The sequence below is a fragment of the Sulfurimonas sp. genome, assembly GCF_016744025.1.
In the GTDB taxonomy this organism is placed as follows: domain Bacteria; phylum Campylobacterota; class Campylobacteria; order Campylobacterales; family Sulfurimonadaceae; genus Sulfurimonas.
In genome coordinates this window covers 1-13,257 of record NZ_JADGFC010000001.1, presented here as the reverse complement: position 1 = coordinate 13,257, position 13,257 = coordinate 1, and the positions used below count along the sequence as shown (strand labels likewise).

At 33.4% G+C, this 13,257-nt stretch carries 17 protein-coding genes; 9 read left to right on the top strand and 8 right to left on the bottom strand.

Annotated features, from left to right (window positions below):
• Nucleotides 1-2: 2 nt before the first annotated feature.
• Nucleotides 3-380 carry a hypothetical protein gene (locus QZZ48_RS00085; protein WP_294960385.1) on the bottom strand — a complete coding sequence of 126 codons (378 nt, stop codon included), beginning with the start codon at nucleotides 378-380 and terminating at the stop codon, nucleotides 3-5.
• Nucleotides 377-946, bottom strand: a complete 570-nt coding sequence (locus tag QZZ48_RS00080) for a bifunctional precorrin-2 dehydrogenase/sirohydrochlorin ferrochelatase (RefSeq protein ID WP_294960383.1) — start codon at nucleotides 944-946, stop codon at nucleotides 377-379. Before QZZ48_RS00080 ends, QZZ48_RS00085 begins: the two co-directional genes overlap by 4 nt.
• A gap of 131 nt (nucleotides 947-1,077) precedes the next feature.
• On the opposite strand from QZZ48_RS00080, the gene QZZ48_RS00075 reads away from it, so the two are divergent.
• Genes QZZ48_RS00075 through QZZ48_RS00055 form a run of 5 tightly spaced genes read left to right on the top strand, consistent with a single transcriptional unit; the run spans nucleotide 1,078 to nucleotide 3,624 of the window.
• On the top strand, nucleotides 1,078-2,088 hold the full coding sequence (locus tag QZZ48_RS00075) for an Lrp/AsnC family transcriptional regulator (RefSeq protein WP_294960380.1): 1,011 nt from the start codon (nucleotides 1,078-1,080) through the stop codon (nucleotides 2,086-2,088).
• The gene (locus tag QZZ48_RS00070) at nucleotides 2,088-2,471 is read left to right on the top strand and encodes a hypothetical protein (RefSeq protein ID WP_294960378.1); all 384 of its coding nucleotides are present in this window, start codon (nucleotides 2,088-2,090) and stop codon (nucleotides 2,469-2,471) included. Before QZZ48_RS00075 ends, QZZ48_RS00070 begins: the two co-directional genes overlap by 1 nt.
• Entirely contained in the window at nucleotides 2,472-2,642 is a 171-nt protein-coding gene (locus QZZ48_RS00065) for a hypothetical protein (protein ID WP_294960376.1), read from the top strand.
• The gene (locus QZZ48_RS00060) at nucleotides 2,639-2,932 is read left to right on the top strand and encodes a hypothetical protein (RefSeq protein WP_294960374.1); all 294 of its coding nucleotides are present in this window, start codon (nucleotides 2,639-2,641) and stop codon (nucleotides 2,930-2,932) included. Before QZZ48_RS00065 ends, QZZ48_RS00060 begins: the two co-directional genes overlap by 4 nt.
• Nucleotides 2,929-3,624, top strand: coding sequence for a hypothetical protein (locus tag QZZ48_RS00055; RefSeq protein ID WP_294960371.1), 696 nt, complete (start codon nucleotides 2,929-2,931; stop codon nucleotides 3,622-3,624). Before QZZ48_RS00060 ends, QZZ48_RS00055 begins: the two co-directional genes overlap by 4 nt.
• Here QZZ48_RS00055 and QZZ48_RS00050 read toward each other — a convergent pair.
• From QZZ48_RS00050 to QZZ48_RS00030, 5 genes are read right to left on the bottom strand one after another with little or no spacing between them, the layout of a single operon-like run.
• Nucleotides 3,621-4,343, bottom strand: coding sequence for an ABC transporter ATP-binding protein (locus QZZ48_RS00050; RefSeq protein ID WP_294960369.1), 723 nt, complete (start codon nucleotides 4,341-4,343; stop codon nucleotides 3,621-3,623). The two genes, QZZ48_RS00055 and QZZ48_RS00050, sit on opposite strands and share 4 nt — an antisense overlap.
• Nucleotides 4,333-5,127 carry an ABC transporter ATP-binding protein gene (locus QZZ48_RS00045; protein ID WP_294960367.1) on the bottom strand — a complete coding sequence of 265 codons (795 nt, stop codon included), beginning with the start codon at nucleotides 5,125-5,127 and terminating at the stop codon, nucleotides 4,333-4,335. Before QZZ48_RS00045 ends, QZZ48_RS00050 begins: the two co-directional genes overlap by 11 nt.
• Nucleotides 5,127-6,080 carry a branched-chain amino acid ABC transporter permease gene (locus tag QZZ48_RS00040; RefSeq protein ID WP_294960364.1) on the bottom strand — a complete coding sequence of 318 codons (954 nt, stop codon included), beginning with the start codon at nucleotides 6,078-6,080 and terminating at the stop codon, nucleotides 5,127-5,129. The genes QZZ48_RS00045 and QZZ48_RS00040 overlap by 1 nt, the downstream gene beginning before the upstream one ends.
• Complete coding sequence (locus tag QZZ48_RS00035) at nucleotides 6,080-6,982, bottom strand: branched-chain amino acid ABC transporter permease (protein ID WP_294960362.1); 903 nt, start codon at nucleotides 6,980-6,982, stop codon at nucleotides 6,080-6,082. The genes QZZ48_RS00040 and QZZ48_RS00035 overlap by 1 nt, the downstream gene beginning before the upstream one ends.
• 14 nt (nucleotides 6,983-6,996) lie before the next feature.
• Entirely contained in the window at nucleotides 6,997-8,115 is a 1,119-nt protein-coding gene (locus QZZ48_RS00030) for a branched-chain amino acid ABC transporter substrate-binding protein (RefSeq protein ID WP_294960359.1), read from the bottom strand.
• A 373-nt stretch (nucleotides 8,116-8,488) separates the two neighbouring features.
• Here QZZ48_RS00030 and QZZ48_RS00025 point away from each other — a divergent pair, with 373 nt between their 5' ends.
• Nucleotides 8,489-12,028: a bifunctional proline dehydrogenase/L-glutamate gamma-semialdehyde dehydrogenase gene (locus QZZ48_RS00025; protein WP_294960357.1), complete on the top strand. Its 3,540-nt coding sequence runs from the start codon at nucleotides 8,489-8,491 to the stop codon at nucleotides 12,026-12,028.
• Here the strand turns inward: QZZ48_RS00025 and QZZ48_RS00020 are convergent, their stop codons facing one another.
• Nucleotides 12,029-12,226, bottom strand: coding sequence for a hypothetical protein (locus QZZ48_RS00020; RefSeq protein ID WP_294960355.1), 198 nt, complete (start codon nucleotides 12,224-12,226; stop codon nucleotides 12,029-12,031).
• Between the two features lie 151 nt (nucleotides 12,227-12,377).
• On the opposite strand from QZZ48_RS00020, the gene QZZ48_RS00015 reads away from it, so the two are divergent.
• The 3 genes from QZZ48_RS00015 to QZZ48_RS00005 all read left to right on the top strand — a co-directional run bounded on the left by QZZ48_RS00015 (nucleotide 12,378) and on the right by QZZ48_RS00005 (nucleotide 13,194).
• Nucleotides 12,378-12,824 carry a YaeQ family protein gene (locus QZZ48_RS00015; RefSeq protein ID WP_294960622.1) on the top strand — a complete coding sequence of 149 codons (447 nt, stop codon included), beginning with the start codon at nucleotides 12,378-12,380 and terminating at the stop codon, nucleotides 12,822-12,824.
• A 72-nt stretch (nucleotides 12,825-12,896) separates the two neighbouring features.
• Nucleotides 12,897-13,025 (top strand): hypothetical protein, encoded by a 129-nt coding sequence (locus QZZ48_RS00010; protein ID WP_294960352.1) that lies wholly within the window; start codon nucleotides 12,897-12,899, stop codon nucleotides 13,023-13,025.
• Entirely contained in the window at nucleotides 12,997-13,194 is a 198-nt protein-coding gene (locus QZZ48_RS00005) for a hypothetical protein (protein WP_294960349.1), read from the top strand. The genes QZZ48_RS00010 and QZZ48_RS00005 overlap by 29 nt, the downstream gene beginning before the upstream one ends.
• The last annotated feature ends 63 nt before the right edge of the window (nucleotides 13,195-13,257 follow it).

The following is a 13,257-nucleotide window of genomic DNA, read 5'->3' as shown; positions in this document are numbered from 1 at the left end:
ACTTAGATGCCATAAAAGCTTTTAAGAAAAACTCTTTCTGTTTCTGTCTCAATAAAGATTTTAACAACAGTTTGATTGTTATCGCCAAGGACTAAAACATCATTGTCTTTTACTACTAAGTGCTTTTTACCCCAAGCCTTATCTACCTCGTCTAAACGGTGAAGTACTTCTGCCGCACTAGGCTTTTCTTTCTCGCCTGTTCGTTTATCAACAATAGTAAGTCCACCGATTCTTTTTTCAAGTGTGTAAGGACTGTATAGCTTAATAGCCTTGTAAATTCTCTCTTCTTTATGCTGAGGAGTTGCTCTTTGCATTGCTAGTATGCCTAATACTAAAAATCCAAATAGTAATCCAAAAATTAACCCTTTTTTTACGCTCATTTATTGCTCCATGATTTAATATAGTCTTGTGCTTTTTTATCAAGCATTTTCATTCTATCTCTTCCCTTAGGAAGTGTTCTACGTAGATCTTTCATCTCTGCTAAAAACTCACTTATCCCGGCAGGGATGAGGTTTTGCAGATATAGTTTTAGATGCTTCGCCATCGCTGGAGATGCACCAGATGTTGAGATGGCTATTGTAAGGTCATCTTTTTTTACATACGATGGAAAGATAAAGTCACAATACTCAGTAGAGTCTACAGAGTTACACAAACACTTATACTGTTTTGACTCAGCATATATATCTGCTTGAAGTGCAATATTGTCAATTGCCATCACAACCACTGCAAAATCTTTTATGTCACCAACACTGTAAGCTCTTTTTTGACAAATAAGATTATTATCTTCTATAGCCTTAGCCATATCTTCGCAGATATCAGGTGCTATAACTGAGATATTTTTTGTAAAATCCAAAAGATGCGAAAGCTTTTGCGAAGCTATATTCCCGCCACCAATTATAAGAATTTTTTTATTATCTAGTTTGATAAAAGCCGGAAAATAAGCCATAAGTCTCTTTCTTATTTTTGATAACATAATAGCATAATTAGCAAAATTACAAACTTGATATACATCAACTGATATTTATTTAAATTAGATTACAATCGTTAAACAAAATAATCCACACAAAGAATGTAAATATGAAAGACGAAATACTATCAAGAATACAAAAGAAGTTCCCTTTAGTTGCAAGACCTTTTCAAGCGATTGGTGAAGAACTTGGTATGAGTGAAGCAGAAGTTTTAGAGATACTTCAAGAGCAAAAACAAAGTAATATTATTCGTCAAACATCAGCTATCTTTGACACAAAAAGATTAGGTTATAAATCTTCTCTAGTAGCATTTAAAGTTAAAGCAGACAAGATAGATGCAGGGGTTGAAATCATCAACTCACATCCAGGAATCTCCCATAACTACGAAAGAAATCATGACTTTAATATCTGGTTTACTCTTGGTGTTTCACCTGAGTCTAAACTAGGTCTAGATAAAACAGTTGAGATTCTTGCAAAGCTTACAGAGGCAGATGACTTTATCATGCTTCCAACTCTGAAACTTTTCAAAATTAACGTTAAGTTAAATACAACTGGAAAAGATGAAAAGAAAGAAAAAGTAAAAAAAGTTGTTCATACAGAAATAGAGATGACTCCTCTTCATAATGCTATAGTTCGTAGAGCTCAGTATGATATAGAGATGGTAAGTGAGCCATTCAAAGCTATTATTGATGAGTTGGATATTGATTATGATAAATTCTTTTCAATCCTAAAAGAGCTCCAAGATGCAGGAATCATGAGAAGATTTGCATCTATACTTAACCATAGAAAAGCTGGTTTCAATGCAAACGCTATGGTTGTTTGGGATGTTGATCAGGGTGAAAAAGGTGAAGAAATCGGTGCAACTGCAGCAGAATTTAGTGCTGTAAGTCACTGTTACCTTCGTCCTAAGTATGCAAACTGGCCATATAATCTATTTACTATGGTTCATGGCAAGACAAAAGAAGAAACAAATGGTATCATTGCAGAGATGGCTAAAGAAATAGACGCCAAATCTCATATGCCACTTTACAGCTCTAGAGAGTTTAAAAAAATTCGTATAGAGTATTTTACTCCGGCAATTGAAGCTTGGGAAGATGAACATTCTAGACAGGAAGCATAATGGAATTATTTTTTGAATTAGAAATTGTATATATAATTATAGGTATTTTTATTCTTGTTGTTACAGCTATTGTAACAACAAGAGACTTTGTACCAAAAGTTGCTTTTAGCCGTGGTATGATAATGGTAAGTATGTTTCTTACTGTAATGATTTCTATTCATTACTATATGACAACGTCTCGTATGGCTGGTGTAAAAGATATCTTTAACAATGGCGAGACCGTTATCTGTGAGAACAAGATGCGAAGAACAATCTCAAGATCAGTACTTCTTTCAAAAGAGTTAGGCTGGAGACTTGATGGTGATAGTTTTAAGAATGATGACTATGAAAGAGATTTTCATACATCAAGATGTATAGAATTTGACGGAATTGTACCTAAGTAGATGCTAGCTATACTAAAACGCTACTCAATGGCATTTGTTTTTTTACTTTTAGTAGTTGTTTTGATGCTTATCGGAACAATGGGTGTTATGAGCTTTGGAGATAAGATGCTTCACGATACTGGTATTGAGACACAAGCTATGAAACCAAGAGGCGAGGATTTGATTAAATGAGTTTAACTGTTATATTAATTGTCGGAGTCGTTTTAAGTATTGCTTTTCATTTTATCGGTGTTTATGCGCAGGCAAAAAAAACTGTATGGCTTATGATAGTCATAATGTGGGCTGGATCTATAAACATCGCTATGAGTGAAGTAAAACCTGCAGGATATGAAGATATCAAAAAGATGAAAGGTCAGTTTAGTGACACAGATAAGCTTATAGAAGAAGCTGGTGCTGAAGTCTCTATATATGAGATGCTCAAAATCAAAAAAAGTTATCAAATAAACAATCCTAAAAAATGATGAAGACAAAAACTGTCGGCATTGTTGGCTGTGGTTGGGTTGGAAAACCACTTGCTAAACTTCTATCTGATACTTTCAGAGTAGAGTGTTTTAGCAGAGAAATAACTTCTGATGACTCTGCGTTTTGGCAGAATGATACTATTATCATCTCCATAAATACAAAAGACAACTATCTCAAAACACTACAAAAAATTTCTACACTTGCATCTAAGAGTTCAAATATTATTCTTATGAGTTCTATCTCTGTATATAGAGAGTTTGACTGTGAAGTTGATGAGAGTGCTATCATAACTAATATAGGGCTTCAAAGAGAGGCAGAAAAGTTAGTTAGCACTCTTAGAGACAAGTTGGTCATCTTACGTCTTGGTGGTCTTATGGGCGATGATAGAGTCTCTGGAAAGTGGAAGAGTGTTTCTTCATTTTCTGACGGGGAAGTAAACTATATTCACCGTGATGATGTTATAAATATAACTAAAAAGATTATAGAGTCTCAAGTTGTAAATGGGATTTTTAATCTTGTGGCATCTGGACATCCACTTCGCTCGCAAGTACATAAAAAGAACTGTGAAGCTTTTGGTCTTGAACTTGCTACTTTTGAGGGAAGAACAAACCGTGTCGTCTGCTCAAAAAAGATACTCAAAGAACTAGACTATACTTTCTTGCATCCAGACCCTTTAGAGTTCTGGAGTTAGTGCTTTTTACCTAAATAAGCTTCTTGTATTGTTGTAGAATTTAAAAGTTCTTCGGCAGTACCTTCATGCGTAATCTTTCCAACTTCAAGAACATAAGCTCGATCAGCTAACTTTAGAGCAGCTTTTGCATTTTGCTCTACAAGTAAAACAGTTACACCAGATAAAGATATCTCTTTTATGGCTTTAAAAATAGCCTTAATCAAAATAGGAGCAAGACCAAGACTCGGTTCGTCAAGGATCAGAAGTTTTGGTTTACTCATAATAGCGCGACCAATTGCTAGCATCTGTTGCTCTCCACCACTTAGAGTTCCAGCTATCTGTTTTTCTCTCTCTTTTAGTCTTGGTAAGATGTCATATATCCATTCTAAAGTTTCTTTATCGTGATTTTTTAGTGTATATGCACCCATCATAAGATTTTCTTCAACGCTAAGAGTTCCAAAAACCCTTCTTCCTTCTGGAGAATGTGACATACCAAGACTAACAATATCATGTGCCTCGCACTTAGTAATATCATTTTTATCAAAGATAATAGTACCTGCACTTGATTTTAAAAGACCAGAAATAGTCTGAAGAGTTGTCGTTTTTCCTGCGCCATTTGCTCCAAGAATCGTAACAATCTCTCCTTTTAAAACCTTTAGTGAAATTCCTTTAATTGCGGCAATCCCACCATAACCTACTTCTAGGTCTTTTATACTTAATAAGACTTCATTATTTACCATTTGCATCTTCCTTATCATTTTCGTCATCAGAACCAATATAAGCTTCTATTACCCTTGGATCATCTTGAACAAAACTTGGAACTCCTTGAGATATCTCTTTACCGAAATTGATTACAGTAATATAATCAGTTAAGTTCATCACCATATCCATATCATGCTCAATCATCATAATACCGATATTCATCTCACTGATACTTTTAATGATCTTTGTTAACTCTATAGTCTCATTTTCATTTAGTCCAGCTGCTGGTTCATCTAAGATAAGAAGCTCAGGACTAGCTGCTAATGCTCTCGCCATTTCAACTTTTCTTTGTTTTCCATATGATAAATCACCTGTCGGTGTTGTAGCTAAGTCACTTAAATCAAAAAAGTTCATCAACTCTTCAACTTTTTTCCATGACTCTAACTCGTCTTTTTTATAAAATGAATTATGGATAATAGAGTGATACCACTTCTGTTTTGATTTTGTGTGATATCCAGCCATAATATTTTCTGCGACACTCATCTCTTTAAAGAGTCTAATATTTTGAAATGTTCTCAAAACTCCCATTTGAGCAATCTTATGGGGAGGCATTCCAGTTATATCTTTACCCTTATATTTAATACTACCTTTTTCAGGCGCATAAATACCAGTTACACAATTAAATAGAGTTGTTTTTCCTGCTCCATTTGGTCCAATAATTCCATATATCTGACCTGGTTTTACATTGATAGTAAGATCATCAATAGCAACAAGTCCGGAGAAAAATTTTGAAACATTTTTTATCTCTAATACATATTCCATTACTTAGCTCCTTTTTTAGGTCTTAAAAATTTTGGAATATTTCCAAAAGTAACAGGCCAAACACCATTTGGTCTTAAAATCATTGTAAGAACCATAGCCGCACCGAAGATTAGATATCTTGATTCTTTAAACTCTGTGAATAATTCTGGCAGTACAAACATAACAAATGTTCCAATAATAACACCAGGAAGAGATGCAGAACCACCTACAAGAACGATTGCAAAGAACATAACAGATTGCATAAAGTTAAATGACTCTGGACTTACCGCTGAGTATTGAATAGCAAAAACACTTCCCGCAACTCCAGCAATTGAAGCACCTAATGCAAATGCAAATAGTTTATAATAAGGTACATTTATACCCATTGATTTTGCAGCTATCTCATCTTTGTTTATATAGTAAAGTGCTCTACCGTACTTAGAATTATCTAGATTTCTAATAATAAATAGAGTAATTATCAGTAGTCCAAATGCTATATAATAAATCGCAGTATCGCTAAAGAGTTCATAACCGAAAATTCTAATCACATCAATACCGAAGATGCCATTTGGCCCACCAGTTAATCCAAAAATATCATTTGATAATACTTGTTCAAATATAATGTTGAATCCAATGGTTGCTACTAAAAAGTAATCTCCCTTTAGATGGATAATAGGACCAGCTAATAGTACAGCGATAATTGCTGAAAAAATAATAGCAAATGGAATTGTATAAATAATCTCAAGACCAAAATGAACATTTAAAATAGCTGTTGTGTATGCTCCTATTCCAAAGAATATTGCATGACCCATATTAAATACACCAGCTCGTCCTAGAATAATATCTTGAGAAAAAGCAACAACGGCAAATACTAAAAATGTAATACCTATACTTAACCAAGCAGAATCAGCTAATAGTGGAAGAAAAGCCATAATAGCAAGAAAAGCTATTGTTATAGTTGTTTTATTATTCATTATACTTTCTCCGCTACATTATGTCCAAGAAGACCAGCAGGTCTTACTATTAGAATTATAATTAAAAGTATAAATGTGAATGTCTCAGCCCACTCTGTAGATATATAGCCTGAAATCATTGCATTAAAAAGTCCAAGTAAAAGACCGCCAAGCATTGCTCCAGGAATAGAACCAATACCACCGATAATAGCGGCAATAAATGCATTTAGTCCATACATCCACCCCATATCAAATGTTAAACCTCTATAGTAAACACCAATAAATAGACCACCAATAGCACCAAGCATAGAACCAACAATAAAAATTATCATAACAATTCTATTTACATTGATACCCATAAGTTTTGCTGCATCTTGATCTATTGCCGTAGCTCTAATTGCTGTTCCAATTTTCGTTTTATTGATAAAAAGATAAAGCGATACCATTAAAAAAGCTGATAAAGCCAAAATAACAAATTGTGTATAAGAGATAAGAACTCCACCAAAATTCCATGTAGTGCTTGGGAATATGTCAGAAGGGAAAATCTCCATATTTGGACCCCAAATAAGCATGATTCCATTTTGGATAACTAAGGAAGCTCCAAGAGCAGAAACTACTGCACTTAATCTTGGTGCAGTCCTTAAAGGCCTGTATGCGAGTCTCTCAAGAAGAACACCCATAAAAGCAACTACTATTGAAGTTAATGAGAACACTATTACAATATTCACTAATGTCAATGCATTTGAACCATAAAACTGTGTAAAGATAGTTAGTCCTACATAAGCAGAAAAGGCAACAAGGTCACCGTGTGCGAAGTTTATTAACTTCATCACACCGTAAACCATTGTATAACCTAAAGCTACTAATGCATACAAACTTCCTACTGTTAAACCATTGATTAACTGTTGAATAAACGTTTCCATCTAATTATTACCTTTTATTTTACTACTTCTTTTGTACCATCATTTTTCATTTTGTATACTACAAATTTAGCACCAACTCTCTCACCATCTTCTCTTACATTAAAAGGCCCAGTTATTCCTGGGAAGTCTTTCATAGTTCTAATGTAGCTAGCAATTTTTTTAGTATCAAAAGATTTTGTTTTTTCAACACCTTCGATTATTGCTCTTAGACCATCTGCATTTGTAACAGGCCAGATTGAAGGAGGACTCATATTAAATCTTTTTTTGTAAGCAGAAAGATATTTCTTAGCTTCTGGGTAAGGAAGAATTTCTGGAGTAGGGAAGTTGATTAGAACTGTTCCCGCAGCTGATTTTCCAGCTAACTTATAAAAGTCTGGATTATCATTTGAATCACCACCAACAAAGTCAGCATCTATTTGTAATTGTATTTGTTGAGCTCTTAATAATCCACCATCAGTATAGTAACCTGAGTAGTAAATTACATCTGGTTTCATAGCTTTAATCTTTGTAAGAGTAGATGTAAAGTTTTGAACTCCAGATTTGATTTTACCTCTAAATAAAATATTTCCATTTATAGCTTTTACAGATGCCTCTGTTGCATCTCCAAGACCAGCTGAATATGAAGAGTAATCAGATAAAACTACAATCTTTTTATATTTTTTTACATTTACCATATACTCAGCAGTAAAATCACTTTGTGCAGCATTTGGAAATGAGTTTCTAAAAAATGTCCAATACTTTCTTTTTATTAAAGAGTCAGAAGTACCATCACTAGTTTGAAGTACTTTATTTCTGAAGTATGTACTTTGAGCAGCTTCTGTAGCTCCTGAAGTATATGAACCTATTACTGCAAAAACACCAGCATTAACAAGTTTTTTAGCACAAACAGCAGCTTTTTGAGCTTTTGCTTCATCATCACAAGTTACAACTTCTATCTGCTTACCTAAAAGACCACCTTGTGCATTTTTTTCATCTACAATTAGTCTTACAAAGTTATCAATACTTTGACCTTCATTTGCATACTTACCAGTAATTGGTGCTTGAACACCTATCTTAACTGTATCTGCTACTGCAACTGAAGAAAGCATTACACTACTTAGTGCTAAAGCACTTGCTATGTTTTTAATTTTCATTTATTTCCTTTTTAGTTTTATATTGAACTTTATATTGAAGGTCTGATAATGTAACACCCAATACTACAATCTGCGATGTTTTGTATTTGATTTATTTCTCCTCCTATAAAATATTATTTAAAGTTTTTATCTCTTTAATAGTCCTGCTTAGTTATATATTTAATTAGTTTATTATTGTAATTAAGGCTTCATCAAATTTTGTATATATAAAAAAAACTTATGTAAAAAATCTTTGATTTGTTGTGATTTAAGCGAGTATTAGTATAACTTACTTTTCTTAAAGTATTTAAAACAATTATTATCAGAATAGAATATAATTTTAAATAAAGTAATAATGAGATAGATTTTGGTAAATTAAATTAAGAGAGTAATTATGAGTATAAGTAATGATCAATTTTCAAATGTAAATAAAATAGCAACCCAGTGGCAAAAGCAGATATCAAAAAATAGAGTAAAGTCTGAACAAGATTTTCATAAACTTATGGCACGCCTACTTAAAGATCCACTAAATAAAGTTTTTCTTATTGAACTGTTAGATCAGAGTTTTCGTTCAAACAACCCTCAAAGAATCGCTAATCAACTCGAATATCTTTTTGAAAAATATTCCCAAACATCATTTTTTATAGATTTTGAAAAAGCACTAATCTGGCTTTTTAGACATATCGGGATTTATATGCCAAAGGTATCAGTACCGCTTTTTATATATTACCTAAGAAACGACATCAGCACTGTTGTCATAAAAGGTGAAGATGATCAAATCGTAAAACATATGAAAAAGAGAAAAAAAGAGGGGACAAGAGTTAACATCAATATCATAGGTGAAATAGTTCTTGGTGAAAAAGAAGCGGCCCAGCGTATACAAAAGTATAAAGAAGCACTTTGTAATCCTTCTATTGATTATCTATCTATAAAAATATCTACTATTTTTTCTCAGATAAATCCTTTAGCTCACGATTGGAGTGTAGAGAAACTTACATCTAGGCTTGAACTTATATACGACGCAGCGATTGAAAATGGTAATAAGTTTGTAAACTTGGATATGGAAGAGTATAAAGACTTGCATCTAAGTCTAGATGTTTTTAAAAAGACTCTATCTAAAGAAAAATATCGCTCACTTTATGCCGGTATTGTTATTCAAACTTATATGCCAGATGCCTTTGAAATAGTAAAAGACCTCTCTATTTGGGCTAGACAAAGAGTGGAGAGTGGTGGATCACCTATTAAGATTAGAGTAGTAAAAGGTGCAAATCAGGAGATGGAAAAGACAGAAGCGAGTCTTAGAGGATGGACTTGTGTTACTTATGATGAGAAGGCTCAAAGTGATGCTAACTATAAGTTGATAATAGATTATCTTCTAGATATTGAAGTTGCACCATATGTTAACGTTGGCTTGGCATCTCACAATCTTTTTGACCAAGCTCTTGGAATGTTACTCTCTCGTGAACGCTCATTAGAGAAATATTACAGTACAGAGATGCTCGAAGGTATGAGTGAAACTGCTTACAGAATGCTAAAAAATGAAAGTTTAAATGTGGTTCTTTATGCACCAATTGCAACTGCTAAAACTTTTACAAATGCCATCGCTTATCTTGTTCGTAGATTTGATGAAAACACAGCAGATAAAAACTTTATGCGTCATAGTTTTGGACTTAAAGTTGATTCAGCTGAGTGGGAGATACTTCTAAAGAGTTATAAAGACTCTATTGAGATAATCAATAGTATAGATTTAAGCCCATATAGGATTCAAAATAGAAACACTGAAGAGTTTATAAGTGAGCCTGAGGATGAGATTTATGAGTTTAAAAACGAACCTGATACTGATTTTGCACTTGCACAAAATATTTCATGGGCTGGGGCAATAACAAAAAAATGGAAAAATATAGGAGCAAATGGCGGTTATCATGTAAGTTCCGTAATCGCTGGCAAAGCTCTAGAGAATGGAAATCTAGTAAAAGTTGTAGATAAGTCTCAATGTGATGAAAACATCTTAGTGGGAAGTTATAAAAAAGCAGATGCCAATGATATGAAAATTGCTGTAGAGATAGCAAAAGAAGATATAGATGGTTGGAGAAAGACAAGCATAAATCATAGACAAAAAGTTTTAATGAATGTTGCTAATGAGTTTAAAAAAGATAGAGATGACTTAATCGGTGTAGCGGCGGCTGAGGTTGGAAAGGTTTTTACTGAGACTGATGTGGAAATTTCTGAAGCGATAGACTTTTTAAACTTTTATCCATACAGCGTGCAAAAAATGTCAAAACTAGAGGGTGTTAAAGTATCACCTATAGGAGTAGGGCTTGTTATTAGTCCATGGAATTTCCCAATTGCTATTCCTGTTGGAGGAGTCGCGGCAGCATTAGCTAGTGGAAATACCGTAATACTAAAACCCGCTTCTGTATCTGTTCTTTGTGCACATCGTCTGTGTGAGTGTTTTTGGAATGCAGGTGTTAGTAAAAATACTCTTCAATTAGTTATCACTGATGGAGCCTTGGCAGGTGAGAGCCTTATACCAAATCCAGATATTGATTTTGTAATACTTACAGGTGGAGAGTCAACTGCACATGAGATGCTAAAGACAAAACCAAACTTGCATCTAAGTGCTGAGACTGGAGGCAAAAATGCGACAATTGTTACAGCTCTTGCAGATAGGGATCAGGCTGTAAAAAATGTTGTGCAATCTGCATTTAACAACTCAGGACAAAAATGTTCAGCTACATCTCTACTTGTTCTTGAGAGAGAATTATATGTAGATAAAGAGTTTAGAGCAATGCTTTTAGATGCAACAGAATCACTAGAAGTAGGTTCAGTTTGGGATTTTAAAAATAAGCTAGGAACACTTAGCTCTAAAGTAAGTGGGAATTTGGCAAAGTCATTAGAACAGCTCAGTGATGGTGAAGAGTGGTTATTAAAACCATCATATGAAGATAATAATCCATTTCTTTTAAAACCTTCTATCAAGTGGGGCACAAAAACAGGAGGATTTTCTCATCTAAATGAGTTTTTTGGACCAGTTCTTAGTGTAATGTGTGCTGATAATATTTATGAGGCTATACAGATTGTAAATGCAACAGGATATGGACTTACTTCTGCAATTGAGTCTCTTGATGAGAGAGAACAAAATATATGGAGAGAGAGTATAAAAGCAGGAAATCTTTACATAAACCGTTTAACAACTGGTGCAATAGTTACTCGTCAACCTTTTGGTGGAGTGGGTAAGTCTGCAATAGGAAGTGGAAAAAAAGCAGGTGGATTTAACTATGTAGCTCAGTTTATGAATATAACTCAAGGTATAACCCCAATCACTCAAAAAGAAGATCATCCAATACTGCAAAAACTTGAGTTAATCATAGAAAAAGAAGAGGCATATAAAAATACTATTGAAAATGTATATAAAACTGTACAAGGTTTTGCTTATTGGATAGAAAATGAGTTTTCCAAAGAACATGATTATACAAATATTCGTGGTGAGAGTAATATCATAAGATATCAAAGTGTTAAAAATACAATTCTTAGAATAGAAAACAGTGACTCTTTGTATGAGATGATTTCATCTATTTGTGCTGTTAAGATGACAGGTGCAAAACTGCAACTCTCTATAGCTGATAATATGAGAGCAGAAGTATCAGAGTGGATTAAAAATCATGTTGATGTATTGATTGATGATAATGATATTGTGAGTTTTGAAAATCAAGAAAGACTTGTAGAGCATATCAAAACAACTAAACGAGTTAGATTTTTAAAACCTAGTTCAGTACAAGATGAGATATATGAAAAAATTGTAGATGAAGCACTTCATATTGCAGCTGAGCCTTTTGTATCAAATGGAAGAATAGAGCTTATTCACTACTATACAGAGCAGAGCATATCTCATAGTTACCATCGTTATGGAAACTTAGGCGCTAGAGGTTTATAACTAGTTACTTCTAGCAAGAGCGGCGAAATCGATTGCTTGCTCTTGTTTATCTTTGGCAGCTTTTTTATCATCTTCGTAATTGCCTGTTGTAAAGATGTACTTACTACTTTTTAGAGTACAGCCTTTCATCCCAGGAACACAAGGTTTCTTTACAAGTTTACACGTACCTTGATAATCATGTTGACAAGTCCAACCCATAATTAACCTCTTTAAAGTTTATAATTTTAGTCGATATACTCTCACTACTTAACTACCAAGGAAGAAAATGGTTGCAAATGCAACTATCCACAAAGCTTCACTAAACATTGCTAATATGGACTCTAATTATTACAATTAACATAACTTTACACTGGCAAAACATCCTTCAGAAAATGAATATAGATTGATGGTTCGTTTAGTTGCTTTTATCCTCAATGCAAATGATGATTTAGTTTTTTGTAAAGGTATATCTCAAGATGATGAGCCAGACTTATGGCAAAAGGCTCTTGATGGTGATATCAAACTTTGGATAGATCTTGGTCAACCTGATGAAAAACGTATCAAAAAAGCCTGTGGACGTTCTGAGAAAGTTATTATCTATACTTATCAAGATGGTAGTGCATCTGCATGGTGGAAACAGACACAAAAAGTTATAAAAAGATTTAAGAACTTATCTGTGATAAATCTAAATATTGATGGAGATATACAAAGTCTAGCAAAAAGAGCGATCTCTTTACAATGTAATATAAGTGATAGAGAATTGACTCTTCTTGATGATGAAATCAGTGTGGCTATTACAGAAGATATATGGAAATAAATTTAGTTTTTTATAAGTAAGATTTATGATTACATGTGATAAAGTCATCACATGTAAGCGTAAGGACTATATATGAAGTTTAATTTAAACTCTTTTTTACTGGCTATATCAACAGCATTAGATTATGCTGAAGAAGAGATTATGAATATAACAACACAGCATAGTAAACGTTGTGCATATATCTCTATCAAAACTTCGTAGAGTAGGTGAGAAAAATATAAAGAAGTTTCCACTTTTAACATCACCAAAAAATGTAATACTATTTCATCATGAATATTTAGATGGTAGTGTTTATGGTCGTAAGGGTGAAGATATTCCTCTTATGTCGCAAATCATTTCGCCAATTCTAAAATCAAGTGCAATTTTTTGAAAGTAAGTTGAAAGATAGGATTAATCGATAATCTGCTAATCTTATTCGACCAAAAACAAAGAA

What these genes read in the sequence shown, in the direction of transcription:
- QZZ48_RS00085 (WP_294960385.1), bottom strand. Translation starts at nt 380, where the DNA reads ATGAGCGTAAAAAAAGGGTTAATTTTTGGATTACTATTTGGATTTTTA.
- QZZ48_RS00080 (WP_294960383.1), bottom strand. Translation starts at nt 946, where the DNA reads ATGGCTTATTTTCCGGCTTTTATCAAACTAGATAATAAAAAAATTCTT.
- QZZ48_RS00075 (WP_294960380.1), top strand. Translation starts at nt 1,078, where the DNA reads ATGAAAGACGAAATACTATCAAGAATACAAAAGAAGTTCCCTTTAGTT.
- QZZ48_RS00070 (WP_294960378.1), top strand. Translation starts at nt 2,088, where the DNA reads ATGGAATTATTTTTTGAATTAGAAATTGTATATATAATTATAGGTATT.
- QZZ48_RS00065 (WP_294960376.1), top strand. Translation starts at nt 2,472, where the DNA reads ATGCTAGCTATACTAAAACGCTACTCAATGGCATTTGTTTTTTTACTT.
- QZZ48_RS00060 (WP_294960374.1), top strand. Translation starts at nt 2,639, where the DNA reads ATGAGTTTAACTGTTATATTAATTGTCGGAGTCGTTTTAAGTATTGCT.
- QZZ48_RS00055 (WP_294960371.1), top strand. Translation starts at nt 2,929, where the DNA reads ATGATGAAGACAAAAACTGTCGGCATTGTTGGCTGTGGTTGGGTTGGA.
- QZZ48_RS00050 (WP_294960369.1), bottom strand. Translation starts at nt 4,343, where the DNA reads ATGGTAAATAATGAAGTCTTATTAAGTATAAAAGACCTAGAAGTAGGT.
- QZZ48_RS00045 (WP_294960367.1), bottom strand. Translation starts at nt 5,127, where the DNA reads ATGGAATATGTATTAGAGATAAAAAATGTTTCAAAATTTTTCTCCGGA.
- QZZ48_RS00040 (WP_294960364.1), bottom strand. Translation starts at nt 6,080, where the DNA reads ATGAATAATAAAACAACTATAACAATAGCTTTTCTTGCTATTATGGCT.
- QZZ48_RS00035 (WP_294960362.1), bottom strand. Translation starts at nt 6,982, where the DNA reads ATGGAAACGTTTATTCAACAGTTAATCAATGGTTTAACAGTAGGAAGT.
- QZZ48_RS00030 (WP_294960359.1), bottom strand. Translation starts at nt 8,115, where the DNA reads ATGAAAATTAAAAACATAGCAAGTGCTTTAGCACTAAGTAGTGTAATG.
- QZZ48_RS00025 (WP_294960357.1), top strand. Translation starts at nt 8,489, where the DNA reads ATGAGTATAAGTAATGATCAATTTTCAAATGTAAATAAAATAGCAACC.
- QZZ48_RS00020 (WP_294960355.1), bottom strand. Translation starts at nt 12,226, where the DNA reads ATGGGTTGGACTTGTCAACATGATTATCAAGGTACGTGTAAACTTGTA.
- QZZ48_RS00010 (WP_294960352.1), top strand. Translation starts at nt 12,897, where the DNA reads ATGAAGTTTAATTTAAACTCTTTTTTACTGGCTATATCAACAGCATTA.